Genomic DNA, 15,354 nt, shown 5'->3' with positions numbered 1-15,354 from the left:
ATGGAATTCGTCCGAACGACGGCCGTCGACGCGGCCGCCTGCCAGGGAATCACCAAGGCGGCCAAGGCAGTCAGGCCCGCGACGACAACCGATAGCTTGCTTGCGACACGAAACATCAACACCTCCAATGGAGAAGAAAAGATGTGTGTCATCCTCATTTGTTCGCTTCACGAACACGCATTCTCATTGCGCACGGCCAAGCTAGGACCGTGCGGCGAACGATCGCAAGCGGCGCGGCGCCGTTCCCGGCGAATTCCCAGTGACGTCGTGACCCGGCGTCAAGGTGTCTGTGAAACAGCTGTGGCCGGCCCGTGTTCACACCACGGACCGGCCACAGGGTCAAAAACTCACAGGGAGAAACTCAGTGCGCGTCGACGCTCTCCCGCTCATCGACGGCAACGGGTTCGGCCCCGGGCAGCGGGTGGCTGCGCTCCAGCGCGGCGCCCTCCACATCCACGTTGGGCAGCAACCGGTCCAGCCAGCGGGGCAGCCACCAGACCGCCTTGCCGGTCAGGTGCATCAGCGCCGGCACCAGCAGCATCCGCACCAGGAAGGCGTCGAACAGCACGCCGACGGCGAGGCCGAGGCCCAGCGGCCGGACCATGGTCAGCTCGGAGAACACGAAGCCGCCGAACACCGAGACCATGATGATCGCGGCCGCGGTGACCACGGCGCGGCCGTTGCGCAGACCGGCGGTGACGGCCGCGCGGGCCGGCACGCCGTGCACGAAGGCCTCACGCATGCCGGAGACCAGGAACAGCTGGTAGTCCATGGCCAGCCCGAACAGCACGCCCATCAGGATGATCGGCGCGAAGTCCAGCACCGGCCCGGGATCGTGCACGTCGAACACCGCCGACAGCCAACCCCACTGGTACACCGCGACCACCACGCCGAACGCGGCGAACAGCGACAGCACGTAGCCGGCGGTGGCGATCAGCGGCACCAGCAGCGACCGGAACACCACGATCATGATGAGCAGCGACAGGCCGACCACCACGATCAGATATCCGGGCAGTGCGCCGGAAAGCTTGTCGGCGACGTCGATGTTGGCGCTGGCCGTGCCGGCCACGCCGATCGTGATCCCGCCCGGCAGCGGCGGCAGCGCCCGCAGCCGGGTCACCAGGTCCGAAGTGGACACACTGGTCGGCCCATCGGCCGGGATCACCTGGAAGACGAAGAAGTCCTTGCTGTCGGCCACGCCCGCCGGGGCGACCGCGGCGACGTCCTTCTGCTGGCTCAGTTCCCGGGCGATGTCGACCTGGGTGGCCAGCACGTCGTCGGCGCCGACCGGCTTCGGCGTCTGCGCGGCGATCACCAACGGGCCGTTGACCCCGGTGCCGAACTTGTCGGCGACGGTCTTGAACGTCCGGTACGCGGTGGAATCCGTGGCCTGCGCCGATCCGTCGGGCAGGCCCAGCCGCATGCTCAGCGCCGGGGCGGCGATCACCAGCAGCGCCGCGATGGCCAGCACCGCGGTCACGATCGCACGCCAGGTCGGCATCGGGGTCGGTGCGGGCGCGTCGTGCCCGCTGCTGCCGATGGCCTCCCGCATGCGCCGGGTCAGCAGCCGCAACCCGGCCAGCCGCATCAGGGCCGCCGGCAGCGTGATCGACACCAGCACGGCGACGGCCACGCACACCGCGCCGACATCGCCCATCACGCCCAGGAACGGAATGCCGGTCACGTTGAGCGCCAGCAGCGCCACGATCACCGTGAGGCCGGCGAAGACCACCGCGCCGCCGGCGGTGCCGTTGGCCAGCCCGATCGACTCGTGCAGCGCCATGCCCTGGCGCAGCTGCCGGCGATGCCGGTTGATGATGAACAGCGAATAGTCGATGCCCACGGCCAGGCCGAGCATCAGGCCCAGCACCGGGGTCACCGAGGCCATGTCGACCACGCCGGAGAACGCCATCGCCCCGGCCACGCCGACGCCCACCCCGACCAGCGAGGAGATCAGCGGCAGCACGGTGCCCAGCAGCGTGCGGAGCATGAGCAACAGCACCAGCGCCGCCACGATCAGGCCGGTGATCTCACCCGGGCCCATCAGGCCGGACGTGGACTGCGCGATCTCGGCCGAGTAGTCGACCTGGACGCCCGGGATCGACGCCGCGTCCAGCTTGTGGGCAACGTTGTCCTTGGCCTCCTGCGGCAGCGTGTACGCGTCGTCGGTGAACATCACCGCGCCGGTCGCGGCGGTGCCGTCGGCCGAGACCGTGCGGACCTTCGAGGAGAAGTCCAGCAGCTGCCTGCCCTGCTCCAGCGGCTTGGACTTGGCCGCGATCTGCGCCTCGGACGCGTCCAGCTGCTTGCTCTGCGCGTCGAGCTGGGCCTGCTGCTGGGCAAGCTGCGCCGCCGCGGCCGGGCTGCCGGCGGCAGCGGCCTTCGCGGCGTTCAGCTGCTGCTGCGCCGCGGCCAACTGCTGCCGCCCGGCCGCGATCTGGGCCTTGCCGTCGTCGACCTGCTTCTGCCCGTCAGCCAGCTGCTTCTGCTGGTCGGCGATCTGCTGCTGCACGGTGAACGGGTCGACGACATCGCGCACCCGGTCCTGGCCCTTGAGGCTGGTCAGCAGGTCGCTGACGCCCTTGCGCTGCTCGGCGGTGAACGGTTGGCCGTCCTTGGTCTGGAACACCACCGTGCCGGCGACGCCGGACAGGCTCGGCAGCTTGTCGGCCAGCTTCGCCGTGACGGCCTCGGTCGGCGTGCCGGGGATGGAGAAGCTGGAGGCGAGCGTGCCGCCCGCGGTCAGGAAGGCGACCACGGCCACGGCTAAGGCGAGCAGCCAGAAGCCCAGCACCCGCAACGGGTTTCGGGCCGCCAACCGCCCTAGTCGGTACAACAACTGCGCCATGGGAGTGCTCCGGTGTCGAATGGGTGGAAAGGGTCAGCCCAGGGCCACGAACCCGTCGCGCACCTGGACGATCAGGCGCTCGAACAGGTCCGACCACAGCCGGCGGGTCTCGGGGGTGTCGGCCAGCCCGGTGCGCTCGGCCCAGTGCTTGTGCAGCACGATCAGGCCGGCGAGCAGGCTGGACACCAGCACCTCGACGTCCAGCGGCGGCACGTCCGGGTGCCGGCGGACGGCGCTCTCGGTCAGGTTGTCGCTGACGCTGAGCACCGTGTCCCGGGCGATGGCCAGCACCCGCGCGTCCTGGTGGCCCATCGGCCCCAGCACGTGGGTCAGCCGGATCATCGCGCCGAGCAGGTCGGTGGACCGCAGCAGCGCGGCCAGGTCGTCGAGCAGGGCGGCGTGCGTGCCGGTGCCGGCGGGGGCCGGGGTGCGGCCGACCTTCAGGTTGTCGATGACGTCCCGGAGGATCTCGTTGCCGACGGCGATGAACAGTTCCTCGGTGGAGTGGAAGTAGTTGAACACGGTCCGCCGGGACACCCCGGCCCGCTCGGCCACCTCGTCCACCGACATGCCCTCGACGCCGCGTTCGGACAGCAGTTCGGTCGCCGCGCCGACGATCCGCCGCCGGCGACGCTCCATGCTGGCCGCCTCGCGACCCTCCAACGCCCGTGCCACAGCTTTACACTACGTGCAGTTCTGCACTCTGTGCAGAACTGGTGGCCGTGCTTCCGGTCACACTCCGGACGGGCAGGGAAACCGAGACTTCCACACATCGACCCCGATCCCTGCGGTAGCGTCGGCCCATGCCGCGCCGTTTCGACAGCGAAGCCACGCTTTCCTGGGTCCTTTCCGGCCTGGCCGGAATGACCGGGGCGACCGCGTTCACGCACAGCTCCGGATACTTCGTGACATTCATGACCGGAAACACCGAGCGGTCGGTTCTGGGCTATTTCTCCGGGACGCCCGACCTGGCCCTGGCCGCGCTGCTGCTGATCGCGGCGTTCCTGGCCGGTGTGGTGATCGCCTCGCTGCTGCGCCGCCACCTGTGGAAACGGCACGCGCACGGGGCCAGCGTGCTCACCACCCTGGCGCTGGCCGGGGCGACCCTGCTCGATCTGGAGCTCAACGGCTGGACCGGTCGGGACGTCACCCTCATGCCCATCATGCTGATCTCGTTCGGCATGGGGGCGCTCAACGTGTCTTTCGTGCGCGACGGCGAGGTGTCGATCCCGCTCAGCTATGTCACCGGCACCCTGGTGAAACTCGGCCAGGGAATCGAGCGGCATCTCAGCGGCGGCAGCGTTGTCGAGTGGCTCGGTTATGCCCTGGTCTATGTCTCGTTCATGGCCGTGGCGCTGATCGGCGGCATTCTCGCGCTGGTCACCAGCGGCGCGCAGCTGCTGCTGGCCACCACCGCCGTGTGCGCCGTGGTCAGCGCGTACACCTACTTCCACCTCGACCGGGCCCGGACGCCGGTCGGCTGAACTTGGGTATCGTTGCGGACGTCAGGTGAGCGGCCCGGAACGAGGTGCGGCGCAGTCCGATGAGTAGCGAAGTGCTGGGCGAGCGCCGCGTGGCCGAGCAGATCCGGCTGAACCCGAGATTCCTGGCGGTGTACAAGTTCGCCATCGAGGAGCTGATGACCAAGCTCCGGATTCTCAGCGAGGAGTTCGACCTCGCGCACCGGCACGACCCGATCGAGCACATCAGCAGCCGGGTCAAGCGGCCCGAGGCCATCGAGGACAAGGTGCGCCGCCGCGGGCTGGCCCCCGACCTGCCGGCCATCGCCGAGGGCCTCGACGACATGGCCGGCGTGCGCGTCATCTGCCCGTTCGTGTCCGACGTCTACACCGTCGCCGAGATGCTCACCGGCCAGGACGACGTGGAGCTGTTGCGCCGCAAGGACTACATCGCCACCCCCAAGCCCAACGGCTACCGCAGCCTGCACCTGATCGTGCGCATCCCGGTGTTCCTGTCCGACCGGGTCGAGCGGGTCAAGGTCGAGGTCCAGCTGCGCACCATCGCCATGGACTTCTGGGCCACCCTGGAGCACAAGCTGTCCTACAAGTACGAGAGCCAGGTCCCCGGCGACTTCGCCGCCGAGCTGGCCGACGTGGCCATGCTGGCCTCGCACCTCGACTCCCGGATGCAGAAGCTGCACCAGCGCCTGGGCTGAGCGACCGTCGACCCCGAATCCGGTGGCCCCGGCACGGATCACCCGATCGTGGTTCATCACCGGCGCGGGCGGGCACCCCGTGCCGGTGGTGAGAGTCGATGGCTGACAAGCAGCGCAGCGCGGTCACGGTGGTGGTGGCGCTCGGCGCGAACGTCGGGGTGGCGGTGCTGAAGCTGATCGCCGGGTTGCTGTCCGGGTCGGGCGCGCTGCTGTCGGAGGCGGCGCACTCGGTGGGCGACACGTCGACCCAGATCCTGCTGCTGACGGCGGTGCGGCGGTCGGAGCGGCCGGCGGATGCCGAGCATCCGTTCGGCTACGGCAAGGAGCGGTACTTCTGGTCGCTGCTGGCGGCGTTCGGGATCCTGGTGTCGGGGGCGGCTTTCTCGGTGTACCAAGGAGTGCACACGATCACCACGCCGCCGGAGTCCGACAGCTACGCCTGGGTGAACTACGTGGTGCTCGGCATCGCCCTGGTGTTGGAGGGCACGTCCTTGCTTCAGGCGACCCGCCAGGTCCGCACCGAGGCCGAGGAGCACGAGCACTCCGTGGCCGCGCAGCTGCGCGGCAGCGACGATCCGACGCCGCGGGCGGTGTTCACCGAGGACCTCACCGCCGTGATCGGCATCTTCCTGGCGGCGCTCGGGGTCGGCCTGCACCAGCTGACCGGCTCGGCGGTGTGGGACGGCGCGGCGTCGCTCGCGATCGGGGTCCTGCTGGCCGTGGTCGCCGTGCTGCTGGGGCGGGCGTGCCGGGGTCTGCTGATCGGCCGCCAGGCCGACCCGCGGCTCGTGCGGGCCATCTGGGAGTGGTTGGAGGAGCAGCCGGAGGTGGACGACCTGGTGGACCTCCAGACCATGCTCACCGGCACCGACCGGGTGCTGGTGTGCGCCCGGGTCGACTTCGTGGACAGCTACACCGCCGGCGACCTGGAGAAGGCGTGCATGCGCATCGAAGGCGGCCTGCGCGAGCGGTGCCGGGACATCGACGAGGTCTTCGTCCAGCCCGTCCCCCGCTCCGACCCGCAGCTGCGGGAGCGGGTCCTCCGCCGCTACGGCCGGATCCTCGCCGACTAGCTACTTCCCTTTCGCCGCCCAGAGATTGAACCCGCCGACCGCCGCCACCGCGGCACACCACAGCAGCACGTACGAGGGCGCGTGACCCACCGCGACCGAGACCACGCCGAGCAGCGCGCAGATCCCGCAGCCCGCCGCGGTCAGCAGGGAGATCGCACTCGCCGGATGACGGGACATCGCTCAGGCCGAAGCCGGTTCCAGGGTGTAGACGCGGTAGGCCGCCTGGAGCACGGGCTGGGCGACGTTGCGGACGCGGACGCCGCCGGGGGTGGTGCCGACCTCGGCGCCGTAGTGGGCGTGGCCGTGCACGGCGAGGTCCACACCGCTGCCGTCGATGGCCTCGGCGAGCTGGTAGGCGCCGAGGAAGGGGTGGATCTCGGGCGGCTCGCCGTGCAGGGTGTCGGCGGAGGGCGAGTAGTGGGTCAGCGCGATCCGCACGTCGGCGGTCAGCCCGAGCAGCGCGGCCCGCAGCCGTTCGGCGACCTGTTCGGTGTGGTGGATGAACGCCTTCATCTCCGGCTCGCCGAAGGCGTGCCCGCACTTGCCGGCGAAGCCGCCGCCGAAGCCCTTCACGCCGGCGATCCCGACCCGGACGCCGTCGACGTCGAGCACGATCCCGTCGCCTTCCAGCACGGTGATGCCCCGGTCGACCAGCAGGCTGGTGATCTTCTCCTCGGCGTCCCCGTGGTAGTCGTGGTTGCCCAGCACCGCCACCACCGGCACCGGGAGATCGGCGAACTCGTCGGCCACGGCCAGGCCCTCCTCGGGCGTGCCGAGCCGGGTCAGGTCGCCGGCCAGCAGCAGGACATCGGCCCGCTCGCCGAGATCGGCCAGCGCCGGCCGCAGCGAGCCGCGGGTGTCGGCCCCGAGATGGACGTCGCCGACGGCGGCAACCCGGATCATCGCAGGTCCTCCCGTCCGACCGGCGGCTCGGCCCTGGTCACCTGGACCTCGTTGTGCAGCACCAGATCCGGCAGCCGCTCGGCGACCACCTTGGCCACCGCGTCGCGGCGCCGGTCGCACGCCACCCGTCCGGTCAGGAACAGCTGGTCGCCCCGGATCCGCACGTGCACACCCAGTTCCGCGGTTCTCGGGTCCTCGGCCAGCGTCCGCTGCACGGCGGCCACGTCGTACTGGGGCACGCTCACGGCACTTCCTCCTCGATGTCGAGACGGTTGAGCAGCAACAGGAACGCCTCCGCGTACGGCGACGCGACGGTGCGTTCGCGGACCTCGCGCCAGTCGACCTGCTCCCGCAGCGCGCGGGCGATCGGCAGCACCTCGGTGAAGTCGCACCGGTGCGGGCTGAACACCAACAGCTTGTCCACCACCAGATCCGTCGCGGTGGCCACCGGCATCACCGCCGGTCCGACGCGCATCCGCTCCGCCCGGGCCAGCACCTCGTCGGTGACCGGCAGGTTGTTGGGCCGGAACAGCAGGTCGATCAACCGGTCGCCCTCGTACACCTTGGCCAGCCAGTCCAGCGGGGTCTGCGCGGCCCGCATCCCCACGCCGACCAGCGCCGACACCGCCCGGGCCACGTCCTGTTCCCGCACCAGCACATCCACGTCGTGCGTGGTGGCCGGACCGCCCCGGGCATACACCGCGCAGCCGCCGGTCAGCGCGAACGGCACCTCGGCGGCGGTCAGCGTGTTGGCGACTATCGCCAACGACCGCAACAGCTGCACCTGCTCACTCACGGTGGTCGGGATACCCGGTGGGGATCGCCCGAACCGTGTGGGATAGCCGAGGCGTGAGCGGGTACCTCGCTGACGGACGAGCAACCGAAGGAGGAACCCTGGATGGCGGACAACGACTTCCGCCGTGAGCTGGGCCAACAGCTGCGGGTGGACTCGGTCCGGATGAGCGCGCGAGCCGGCTCCGGCCACCCGACATCGTCGATGTCGGCCGCGGACCTGATGGCCGTGCTGCTGGCCGGACACCTGCGCCTGGACTACAGCCGGCCGCACGACCAGCACAACGACCACCTGGTCTTCTCCAAGGGACACGCGTCGCCGCTCTACTACGCCATGCTCAAGGCCGCCGGCGCGATCACCGAGGACGAGCTGGCCAGCTACCGGCAGCTCGGCAGCAGGCTGGAGGGCCACCCCACGCCGCGGATACCGCCGACCGACGTGGCCACCGGCTCGCTGGGCCAGGGTCTGCCCATCGGCGTCGGCCTGGCCTACGCCGGCAAGCACCTGGACCGCCTGCCGTACCGGGTGTGGGTGCTCTGCGGCGACTCCGAGATGGCCGAGGGCTCGATGTGGGAGGCGTTCGAGCACGCCGCCCACTTCGGCCTGGACAACCTGACCGCGATCGTCGACGTGAACCGGCTCGGCCAGACCACCGAGACCATGGTCGGCTGGGACCTCGACACCTACGCCGCTCGCGCGCGGGCCTTCGGCTGGCACGCGATCACCGTCGACGGGCATGACGTGGACGCCATCGACGCCGCCTACGCCGCGGCCGAGGCGACCACCGGGATGCCGACGGCGGTGTTCGCGAAAACCCTGAAAGGCAAGGGGGTTCGGGCGGTCGAGGACCTGCCCGGCAAGCACGGCAAGCCCCTGGACGACCCTGAGGCGGCGATCGCCGAACTCGGCGGCCGCCGGGACCTCACCGTCGCCGTCGCCCGGCCGGACCGATCGGTCCAGCCGCACGTTTTCTCCACCGAGGGCGGCACGTTGCCGAGTTGGCCGGTCGGTGAGCAGGTGGCGACGCGGCTGGCCTACGGTGAGGCGCTGGCGGCGCTCGGCTCGATACGGCCGGACGTGGTCGCGCTGGACGGCGAGGTGTCCAACTCCACCCACAGCGACCTGTTCGCCCAGGCACATCCCGAGCGGTACGTGGAGATGTACATCGCCGAGCAGCAGATGATCGCCACGGCGGTGGGGTTGCAGGCACGGGACTGGACGGCGTTCGCCTCGACCTTCGCCGCGTTCCTGTCGCGGGCGTACGACTTCATCCGCATGGCGGCGATCTCCCGGGCCGACCTGCGGCTGGCCGGTTCGCACGCCGGCGTGTCCATCGGCCCCGACGGGCCGTCGCAGATGGCCCTGGAGGACATGGCGGCCCTGCGGGCGGTGCACGGCAGCGCCGTGCTCCATCCCTCCGACGCCAACCAGACCGCGCGACTGGTGGCGGAAATGGCTCAACGGCCCGGAATCTCCTACCTCCGGACGCTGCGGGGCAAGACCACGGTCCGCACCGGCCCCGAGGAGGACGTGGTGATCGGCGGCAGCCGCGTCGTCCGGTCCACCGAGGACGATCACGTGACCCTGGTGGCCTGCGGCATCACTGTCGACGAGGCCGTGCGGGCCGCCGAGTCGCTGGCCGCCGAGGGCGTGCGGGCCCGCGTGCTCGACTGCTACTCGGTCAAGCCCATCGACGCCGCCGCGGTGCGGAAGGCGGCCGAGGACACACACGCGCTGATCACGGTCGAAGACCATTGGGCGGAAGGAGGTCTGGGCGATGCGGTGCTCGAAGCGCTCGCGGAGTCAGCGGAACCGACCGCGGTCCGCAAACTGGCCGTGCGTCACATGCCAACCTCAGGCACCCCCGAGGAACTGCTTGGCGCGGAGGGCATCGACGCCGCCGGCATCGTCGAGGTGGCCCACGAGTTGTTGGCGCGCCGTCTGTCCGTGACGAGCTGAGCGTCACACCGGCGTTTGCCCGGCCGTGCGGCGGGTATTCAGGCTGCAACTCCCTTCGAGATGAACAGGAGAGTCCGATGGGCATCATCCTGGCGGTGCTGTTGCTGGCCCTGATCCTGGGCGGCGCGGGGTTCGCGCTGCACGCCTTGTGGATCATCGCCGGCATCGTGCTCGTGGTGTGGCTGCTGGGTTTTCTCGTGCGCAGCGCCGAGGGCGGCGGCCGCTGGTACCGCTGGTGATCGCACCCCCGACCGGCATCTGACCTGGACGGAAGGAACCGTATGAGCACCGAACGCAAGATCGACGCCACGACCGACGACGTCAAGGGCAAGGTGAAGGAAGGCGTCGGGCACGTGACCGACGACAAGAAGCTCGAGACCGAGGGCAAGGGCGACCAGGCCAAGGGCAAGATCAAGCAGGCCGTCGAGGACGTCAAGGACGCCTTCAAGAAGTGACCGCCCGGGAAAGGGGCCCCGCCGCCGGCGGGGCCCCTTTTCGCTGTGCGGCAACGGTTCGAACCGAGACTTCTGGGTAACCCCAGGTATGAGCATCAGTGGACTCGTCGACACCGCCCGGGGATTCGCCCGCGAGCAGGCGGTCGTGGCGGCGCTGGGCGTGCCGACCCTGCTTCGCCATCCCGTGTGGCGTGTCGCCGACCCGGAGTTGGGCGGCGGCGCGGGAGTGTTGTTGGTGCCCGGGTTCGGGGCCGGCGACAGCGGCCTCGCGCTCACCGGAAAATGGTTGGCCGCCAGGGGGTTTCGCCCCACGCCGGCCCGGATCGGCCTCAACGTCGGCTGCACGTCCACCCTGGTCGACCAGGTGGAGCTGCGACTGGCCGAGCACGCGCGACTGACCGGCGGCCCCGTTGTCCTGTTGGGACAGAGCCGGGGCGGCGCGTTGGCCCGGCTGGTCGCGGCGCGTCGGCCGGATCTGGTGCGGGGCCTGGTGATGCTGGGCAGCCCGGTGCTCGACCTGCTCGGCGCCCGGCTCGGCGTGATCACCATCGCCCGGCTGCTGGCCCGGTTGTCGGCGCTGGGCGTCAAAGGCCTGCTCGACGACGACTGCTTCCGCGGCGACTGCTACACCACCCATTCGCAGGCACTGCGGGCCGCGCTGCCTGAGTCGATGCCGGCGGTCGCCTTCTACTCCCGCAACGACGCGATCGCCCCGTGGCGGTTGTGCCTTGATCCCTACGCCACCTGTGTGGAGGTCGCCAGCACGCACACCGGCATGGCCTTCGACCCCGCCGTGTACTCGACGCTCGGCCCACTGCTCGCGTCCTGGCAGGCCGACGACCGCCAGCCGCTCGCGGCCTAGGGATTGGCCTCACGGTGCACGACGAGCAGGGCGACGTCGTCGGCGGTCTGGCCTTCGACGAACGCGGCCATGAGCTGCTCGCACACCGCCTCGGACGACACCGCGGCCACGGCGGCCAGCAGTTCGGACAATCCGTCGTCGACGGGCCGGTCGCGGCGTTCGATCAAGCCGTCGGTGTAGAAGCACACCGTCGCGCCGGGCGGCACCTCGACGGTGTGGCTGCGGCGGGGCCGGGTCCGCAGTCCGAAGCCGATGGGTGGGTCCACGGCGGCTTCGACGAACTCGCCGGGCCGGCCGGGCACGGCCAACACCGGCCGCAGGTGCCCGGCCAGGCACAGGGTCAGCCGCCCGGCGGCGGGCTCGATCACGCCGTAGGCGACCGTGGCCATGACGCCGGCCTCGAAGTGGGTGGCCTTGCGGTCCAGCTTGTCCAGCACCACCTCGGGGGCGTCGTTGTCCAACGCGTACGCCCGCAGGGCACTGCGCAGCCGCCCCATCACCACGGCGGCCGGGAACCCGTGCCCGGCCACGTCGCCGATGACCACGCCGATGCGGCCGCCGGACAACGGGAACACGTCGTACCAGTCACCGCCGACGCCCAGGTCCGCGCCGGGGGCGTACCGGCCGGCGAAGTCGAGCCCCGCCACCGAGGGCAGGCGGCCGGGCAACAGGCTGCGCTGCAAGGCGGTGGTGGCGGCACTCTCGGCGTCGGAGGCCTGGGACCGCACCGCGAGGGCGAGCCGATCGGCTGCCAGCTGGAGCAGACCCTTGTCCTCGCCGGTGAACGTCCGGTCGCCGGTCGCCCCCACCCGCAGGATGCCGACGAGTGCGCCACCGGCGATCATCGGCGCCGCCGCCATGGCCCGGATCCCGTTGTCCGCCAAGCGCTCCGCCTCGGTCCCGGACACGTCGACCCGGTCGGTGGCCTCGGCCCGCATGGTCGCGGCGACCCGGCCGGCCAGCCCCTCGCCGGACAGGATCCGGGCCGGCCGGACCATTCCGTGTTCGACGCCGACGGCCACGCCGGGGACCAGGTGGTCGGCCGAGCGGTCGTAGAGCAGCATGAGGGCGGTGTCCACGCGCAGCATCTCGCGCACGCGGGTCAGCAGTTCCCGTATCACGGCATCGGCGTCCAAGCGGGAGAGGCTGACGTCGGTGATCGCCTCCAGGAAGCGCAGCCGAGTCGTGTCGTCCGGAGACGGCGTCGCGGCGGCGGTCGGCCACCGCATGCGCACGGTCGTGCCGTGCGGCGAGGGCAGCACCGACACCTGACCGGCCAGCCGCTCGATCAGCGCCAGGCCGCGGCCGCGGTACAACTGCTCGCTCGGCGTGCTCACGTGCCAGTGGCCCTCGTCCCCCACGGTCACGACGACGGCGTCGCCGTCGTGCCGGACCTCGACGTCGAGCAGGCCCGGACCGTCGTCACGGTAGGCGTGCTCGACCACGTTGGCCATGGCCTCGTACACGGCCAGGGCCATCACCTGGGACAGGTCGACCGACAGGCCGGCACGCTCGGCCCACGCCTCGATCGAGCGCCGGATGCCGACGAGCTGCTCGGCCTTGGCCAGGCCGTGCCAGCGCAGAGGTGGTTCGGCGACGTTCATCCTTCGAGCGCGGCCGTCAGGCTGGGCCTGATCTCGAGGTCCTCGGTCAGCCCGGTCAGCTCCATCGGCCGCAGCACGGCCTGGTCGTCGGCGACCACCCGCAGCTCGGTGGTGTCGTCGGACTCCCGGTGGGCCAGCGCCAGCACGGCCAGCCCGGCCGAGGAGAAGAACCGGACGTCGGTGAGGTCGATGACCAGCACCCGCGGCTTCTCCCGCAGCAGCGCCGCCACCTGGCTCTCCAGCGCCGGCGCCGTGACCATGTCGATCTCACCGTCCACTCGCACGACCGCGATGTCCTCGGTGGGGCGTTCGACGGCGACGGTCGCCAACCCTGCCTCCGCTTTGCTCGAATCGTCAGCGTTGAACCCGGTCACAGCGACATCCTGCTCCCCGTCGGGGAGACCGGCAGCGGCGGATACCCACTCGCCGCGCCGCCCAAACCCGCCGCCGTCGGATGCGCCGCGCCCCCACCGGCGGTAAAATGTCGTCCAAGCGATGACGGGCCATAGGTCAACGGAGGGATGACATGGCGGAGGGGGATGAACGCGAGCGGGCGCGACAGTGGCTGGCCGACCGGCCGGTCGACGAGGACGGGCACGGTGGCGACCAGGCGCTCGCCGACCTCGGGCTGATCAACCGGATCGCGCACCACGACGTGGCCTACCAGGACGAAGACGAGAAGGGCCTGGCCGACGCGCTGGCCGCGCTGACCCTGCTGCGCCACCTGCGCGAGGAGCTGGCCGAGTGGGAGCCACGGCTGATCGCCGCCGCCCGCGCCCACGGGGCGAGCTGGATCCAGCTCGCACCGGCGCTCGGCGTGGCCAGCCGCCAGGCGGCCGAACGCCGCTACCTGCGGCTGCGCCCGGACGGCACCGGCGTCGCGACCACCGGCGAGCAGCGCGTGCGGGCCGAACGGGACCGGCGGGCCGGGGACCGCGCCGTCGACCGGTGGGCCCGCGACAACGCCATCGGGCTGCGGCAGCTGGCGGCCCAGGTCAGCGCCCTCGCCGGCGACGAGACCCTGGTCGGCGACGCCCAGCAGCACGTGGAGGCCGTCACGGCCGCGCTGGGCGAGCCCGACACCGCCACGCTGCTCGGGCCGCTCAGCGAGGCCCGCTCGCACCTGCGTCCGAGCCATCCCGAGCTGGCCGACAAGATCGAGCACGTCACCGGCGAGGGTGAGCAGGCTCGGCGGCCGACGAGCTGAACTCAGGCCGCGCGTTCGGCCCACACGTTCTCCAGGTTCAGCGCCTCGATCACCCGAGCCGGCGTGGACAGGCCGGTGCGCAGCACGACCGGCACGCCCCGCTCGCGGGCGTGGTCGTCCAGGGCGACCAGGCCGCGGTGGTCGATGAAGGTCAGCCTGGACCCGTCGAGCACCACGCGGTCGCCCGCCACCACCGCCGGCTCCGCGCGGCGCAGGGCGAGCGGGAACAGGTCGACGCTGGCCAGGTCGACCTCCCCGCTGAGCTCACCCGAGCAGCCGGGGTCGCTGGAGGCGTACAGCCGGAAGGGCGCGGCGTTGCGGGTGGTGTTGGGGTGCATGCACGCCACCTCCGCCACCGCCCGGTCGCCCAGCTCGCGGCGGTCGTAGCCGCACAGCGCCGCGAAGGGGCGCGCGGTCATGTAGCGGTCGATGAGGTGCTCGTAGCGGGCGAACGCGTCGAGCTGGGACGGCTTGCGGACCACCGTGGTCACGTCCGCCGCCACCCGCAGCCCGGTGAAGCCGTCGTCCAGCGCCCGCTCGGTGGCCGACGCGTAGCTCGCCACCCGCGCCTCGGGCTCGATCACGGCGTCCGGGCCGAGGGCGTCGTCCACCGGGGCCACGCAGGCCGCTCCCGCCCGCAGCGCCCGGCCCATGTCCCGGTTGGCGCTCAGGTCGTCGGCCAGCGCCTCGGGAGAACCGTCGCCGACGTACCAGACCTGTTGTCCCAGCGCCAATCCCTCGACCAGGAACTCGCGGGCGCGGCGGCGGAACTCGCAGTCCTCGTCGTAGCTCCAGCACACATGGTCCTGGAGTCCGAGGCCGCGTGCCGTGTCCACCGTCCTACTGGCCCGTATCACCGCACAAGGGTACCCCTACCCAAGTGCCGGGGGCAGCGCCTGAAGGCGGCCGAATGGCCGCCGCGGAGAGAGTTTGCCGGATGACACCATGGATTGTCAACGTGAGGATGACATCGATCATCCGGGCGGATTGGCGCTTCCGGACGCGGGGTATCCGGGCGGCACCATCCGTCACGAACAGGAGCGATGCCATGAACGCCAAGGCACAGGCCAAACAGATCCAGGAACAGGCCGAGCAGGCGGCGGCGCAGGCCAAGGACACGGCCGCGCAGGCCAAGAACACCGCCACGCAAGCCGCTGCGCAGGCCAAGGACACCGCAGCACAGACCGCGGCACAGGTCAGGGACACCGCCACGCAGGCGCTCGACCAGGCCGAGCGGAAGATCGACGACCTGCCGGAGGCGGTCCGCGAGCCGGCGCACCGCACCCTCGACGTGGTCCGCCAGCGGCCCGGCCTGGTGCTGGCCGGGTTGGCCGGGCTGATCCTGGTGCTGCGGCTGCTCCTGCGCCGCAACCGGGGCTGACCGACTCAGGAGGTCCGGGCGAGCGGCGTGTTTCCGGGCCAGGGCCGCGTGTTTGTCCTGCCACCGAACAGACCATCATTGCGTTGCCGGACG

At 71.3% G+C, this 15,354-nt stretch carries 18 protein-coding genes; 9 read left to right on the top strand and 9 right to left on the bottom strand.

Annotation, left to right across the window (positions count from 1 at the left end; translation table 11 throughout):
- Positions 1-361 precede the first annotated feature (361 nt).
- Positions 362-2,848 (bottom strand): MMPL family transporter, encoded by a 2,487-nt coding sequence (locus ACIG5F_RS19760; RefSeq protein WP_396519324.1) that lies wholly within the window; start codon positions 2,846-2,848, stop codon positions 362-364.
- Positions 2,849-2,881: 33 nt separating this feature from the next.
- Positions 2,882-3,523 (bottom strand): TetR/AcrR family transcriptional regulator, encoded by a 642-nt coding sequence (locus tag ACIG5F_RS19755; protein ID WP_396519322.1) that lies wholly within the window; start codon positions 3,521-3,523, stop codon positions 2,882-2,884.
- A 128-nt stretch (positions 3,524-3,651) separates the two neighbouring features.
- Here ACIG5F_RS19755 and ACIG5F_RS19750 point away from each other — a divergent pair, with 128 nt between their 5' ends.
- From ACIG5F_RS19750 to ACIG5F_RS19740, 3 genes are all read left to right on the top strand, one after another.
- Positions 3,652-4,332 (top strand): YoaK family protein, encoded by a 681-nt coding sequence (locus tag ACIG5F_RS19750; RefSeq protein ID WP_396519320.1) that lies wholly within the window; start codon positions 3,652-3,654, stop codon positions 4,330-4,332.
- A 59-nt stretch (positions 4,333-4,391) separates the two neighbouring features.
- Entirely contained in the window at positions 4,392-5,024 is a 633-nt protein-coding gene (locus ACIG5F_RS19745; protein WP_396519318.1) for a GTP pyrophosphokinase family protein, read from the top strand.
- Between the two features lie 98 nt (positions 5,025-5,122).
- A complete protein-coding gene (locus ACIG5F_RS19740; protein WP_396519316.1) occupies positions 5,123-6,097 on the top strand; it encodes a cation diffusion facilitator family transporter in 975 nt (324 codons plus the stop codon).
- Here ACIG5F_RS19740 and ACIG5F_RS19735 read toward each other — a convergent pair whose 3' ends face one another.
- From ACIG5F_RS19735 to ACIG5F_RS19720, 4 genes are read right to left on the bottom strand one after another with little or no spacing between them, the layout of a single operon-like run.
- Positions 6,098-6,274, bottom strand: coding sequence for a hypothetical protein (locus ACIG5F_RS19735; RefSeq protein WP_396519314.1), 177 nt, complete (start codon positions 6,272-6,274; stop codon positions 6,098-6,100).
- 3 nt (positions 6,275-6,277) lie between these two features.
- Positions 6,278-7,000, bottom strand: coding sequence for a metallophosphoesterase (locus ACIG5F_RS19730; protein WP_396519312.1), 723 nt, complete (start codon positions 6,998-7,000; stop codon positions 6,278-6,280).
- The gene (locus tag ACIG5F_RS19725) at positions 6,997-7,245 is read right to left on the bottom strand and encodes a BON domain-containing protein (protein ID WP_396519310.1); all 249 of its coding nucleotides are present in this window, start codon (positions 7,243-7,245) and stop codon (positions 6,997-6,999) included. Before ACIG5F_RS19725 ends, ACIG5F_RS19730 begins: the two co-directional genes overlap by 4 nt.
- Positions 7,242-7,796: a nucleotidyltransferase gene (locus ACIG5F_RS19720; protein ID WP_396519308.1), complete on the bottom strand. Its 555-nt coding sequence runs from the start codon at positions 7,794-7,796 to the stop codon at positions 7,242-7,244. The genes ACIG5F_RS19725 and ACIG5F_RS19720 overlap by 4 nt, the downstream gene beginning before the upstream one ends.
- A 102-nt stretch (positions 7,797-7,898) precedes the next feature.
- Here ACIG5F_RS19720 and ACIG5F_RS19715 point away from each other — a divergent pair, with 102 nt between their 5' ends.
- From ACIG5F_RS19715 to ACIG5F_RS19700, 4 genes are all read left to right on the top strand, one after another.
- Positions 7,899-9,752: a transketolase gene (locus tag ACIG5F_RS19715; RefSeq protein WP_396519306.1), complete on the top strand. Its 1,854-nt coding sequence runs from the start codon at positions 7,899-7,901 to the stop codon at positions 9,750-9,752.
- Positions 9,753-9,829: 77 nt separating this feature from the next.
- Positions 9,830-9,991: a hydrophobic protein gene (locus ACIG5F_RS19710; RefSeq protein WP_396519304.1), complete on the top strand. Its 162-nt coding sequence runs from the start codon at positions 9,830-9,832 to the stop codon at positions 9,989-9,991.
- A gap of 42 nt (positions 9,992-10,033) precedes the next feature.
- Complete coding sequence (locus ACIG5F_RS19705) at positions 10,034-10,207, top strand: CsbD family protein (protein ID WP_396519302.1); 174 nt, start codon at positions 10,034-10,036, stop codon at positions 10,205-10,207.
- 88 nt (positions 10,208-10,295) lie between these two features.
- The gene (locus ACIG5F_RS19700) at positions 10,296-11,069 is read left to right on the top strand and encodes an alpha/beta hydrolase (RefSeq protein ID WP_396519300.1); all 774 of its coding nucleotides are present in this window, start codon (positions 10,296-10,298) and stop codon (positions 11,067-11,069) included.
- Here the strand turns inward: ACIG5F_RS19700 and ACIG5F_RS19695 are convergent.
- A complete protein-coding gene (locus tag ACIG5F_RS19695) occupies positions 11,066-12,673 on the bottom strand; it encodes a SpoIIE family protein phosphatase (protein ID WP_396519298.1) in 1,608 nt (535 codons plus the stop codon). The two genes, ACIG5F_RS19700 and ACIG5F_RS19695, sit on opposite strands and share 4 nt — an antisense overlap.
- The gene (locus ACIG5F_RS19690; protein WP_396519296.1) at positions 12,670-13,002 is read right to left on the bottom strand and encodes an STAS domain-containing protein; all 333 of its coding nucleotides are present in this window, start codon (positions 13,000-13,002) and stop codon (positions 12,670-12,672) included. Before ACIG5F_RS19690 ends, ACIG5F_RS19695 begins: the two co-directional genes overlap by 4 nt.
- A gap of 197 nt (positions 13,003-13,199) precedes the next feature.
- Here ACIG5F_RS19690 and ACIG5F_RS19685 point away from each other — a divergent pair, with 197 nt between their 5' ends.
- A complete protein-coding gene (locus tag ACIG5F_RS19685) occupies positions 13,200-13,880 on the top strand; it encodes an HSP18 transcriptional regulator (protein WP_396519294.1) in 681 nt (226 codons plus the stop codon).
- 2 nt (positions 13,881-13,882) lie between these two features.
- Here the strand turns inward: ACIG5F_RS19685 and ACIG5F_RS19680 are convergent, their stop codons facing one another.
- On the bottom strand, positions 13,883-14,716 hold the full coding sequence (locus ACIG5F_RS19680) for an MEDS domain-containing protein (RefSeq protein ID WP_396519292.1): 834 nt from the start codon (positions 14,714-14,716) through the stop codon (positions 13,883-13,885).
- 212 nt (positions 14,717-14,928) lie between these two features.
- On the opposite strand from ACIG5F_RS19680, the gene ACIG5F_RS19675 reads away from it, so the two are divergent.
- Positions 14,929-15,261 (top strand): hypothetical protein, encoded by a 333-nt coding sequence (locus ACIG5F_RS19675; protein ID WP_396519290.1) that lies wholly within the window; start codon positions 14,929-14,931, stop codon positions 15,259-15,261.
- Positions 15,262-15,354 lie beyond the last annotated feature (93 nt).

It is taken from the genome of Kutzneria sp. NPDC052558 (genome assembly GCF_044547355.1).
Classification (GTDB): Bacteria; Actinomycetota; Actinomycetes; order Mycobacteriales; family Pseudonocardiaceae; genus Kutzneria.
The sequence above is the reverse complement of the archived record's forward strand: the minus strand, read 5'-3'. Positions and strand labels throughout refer to the sequence as shown.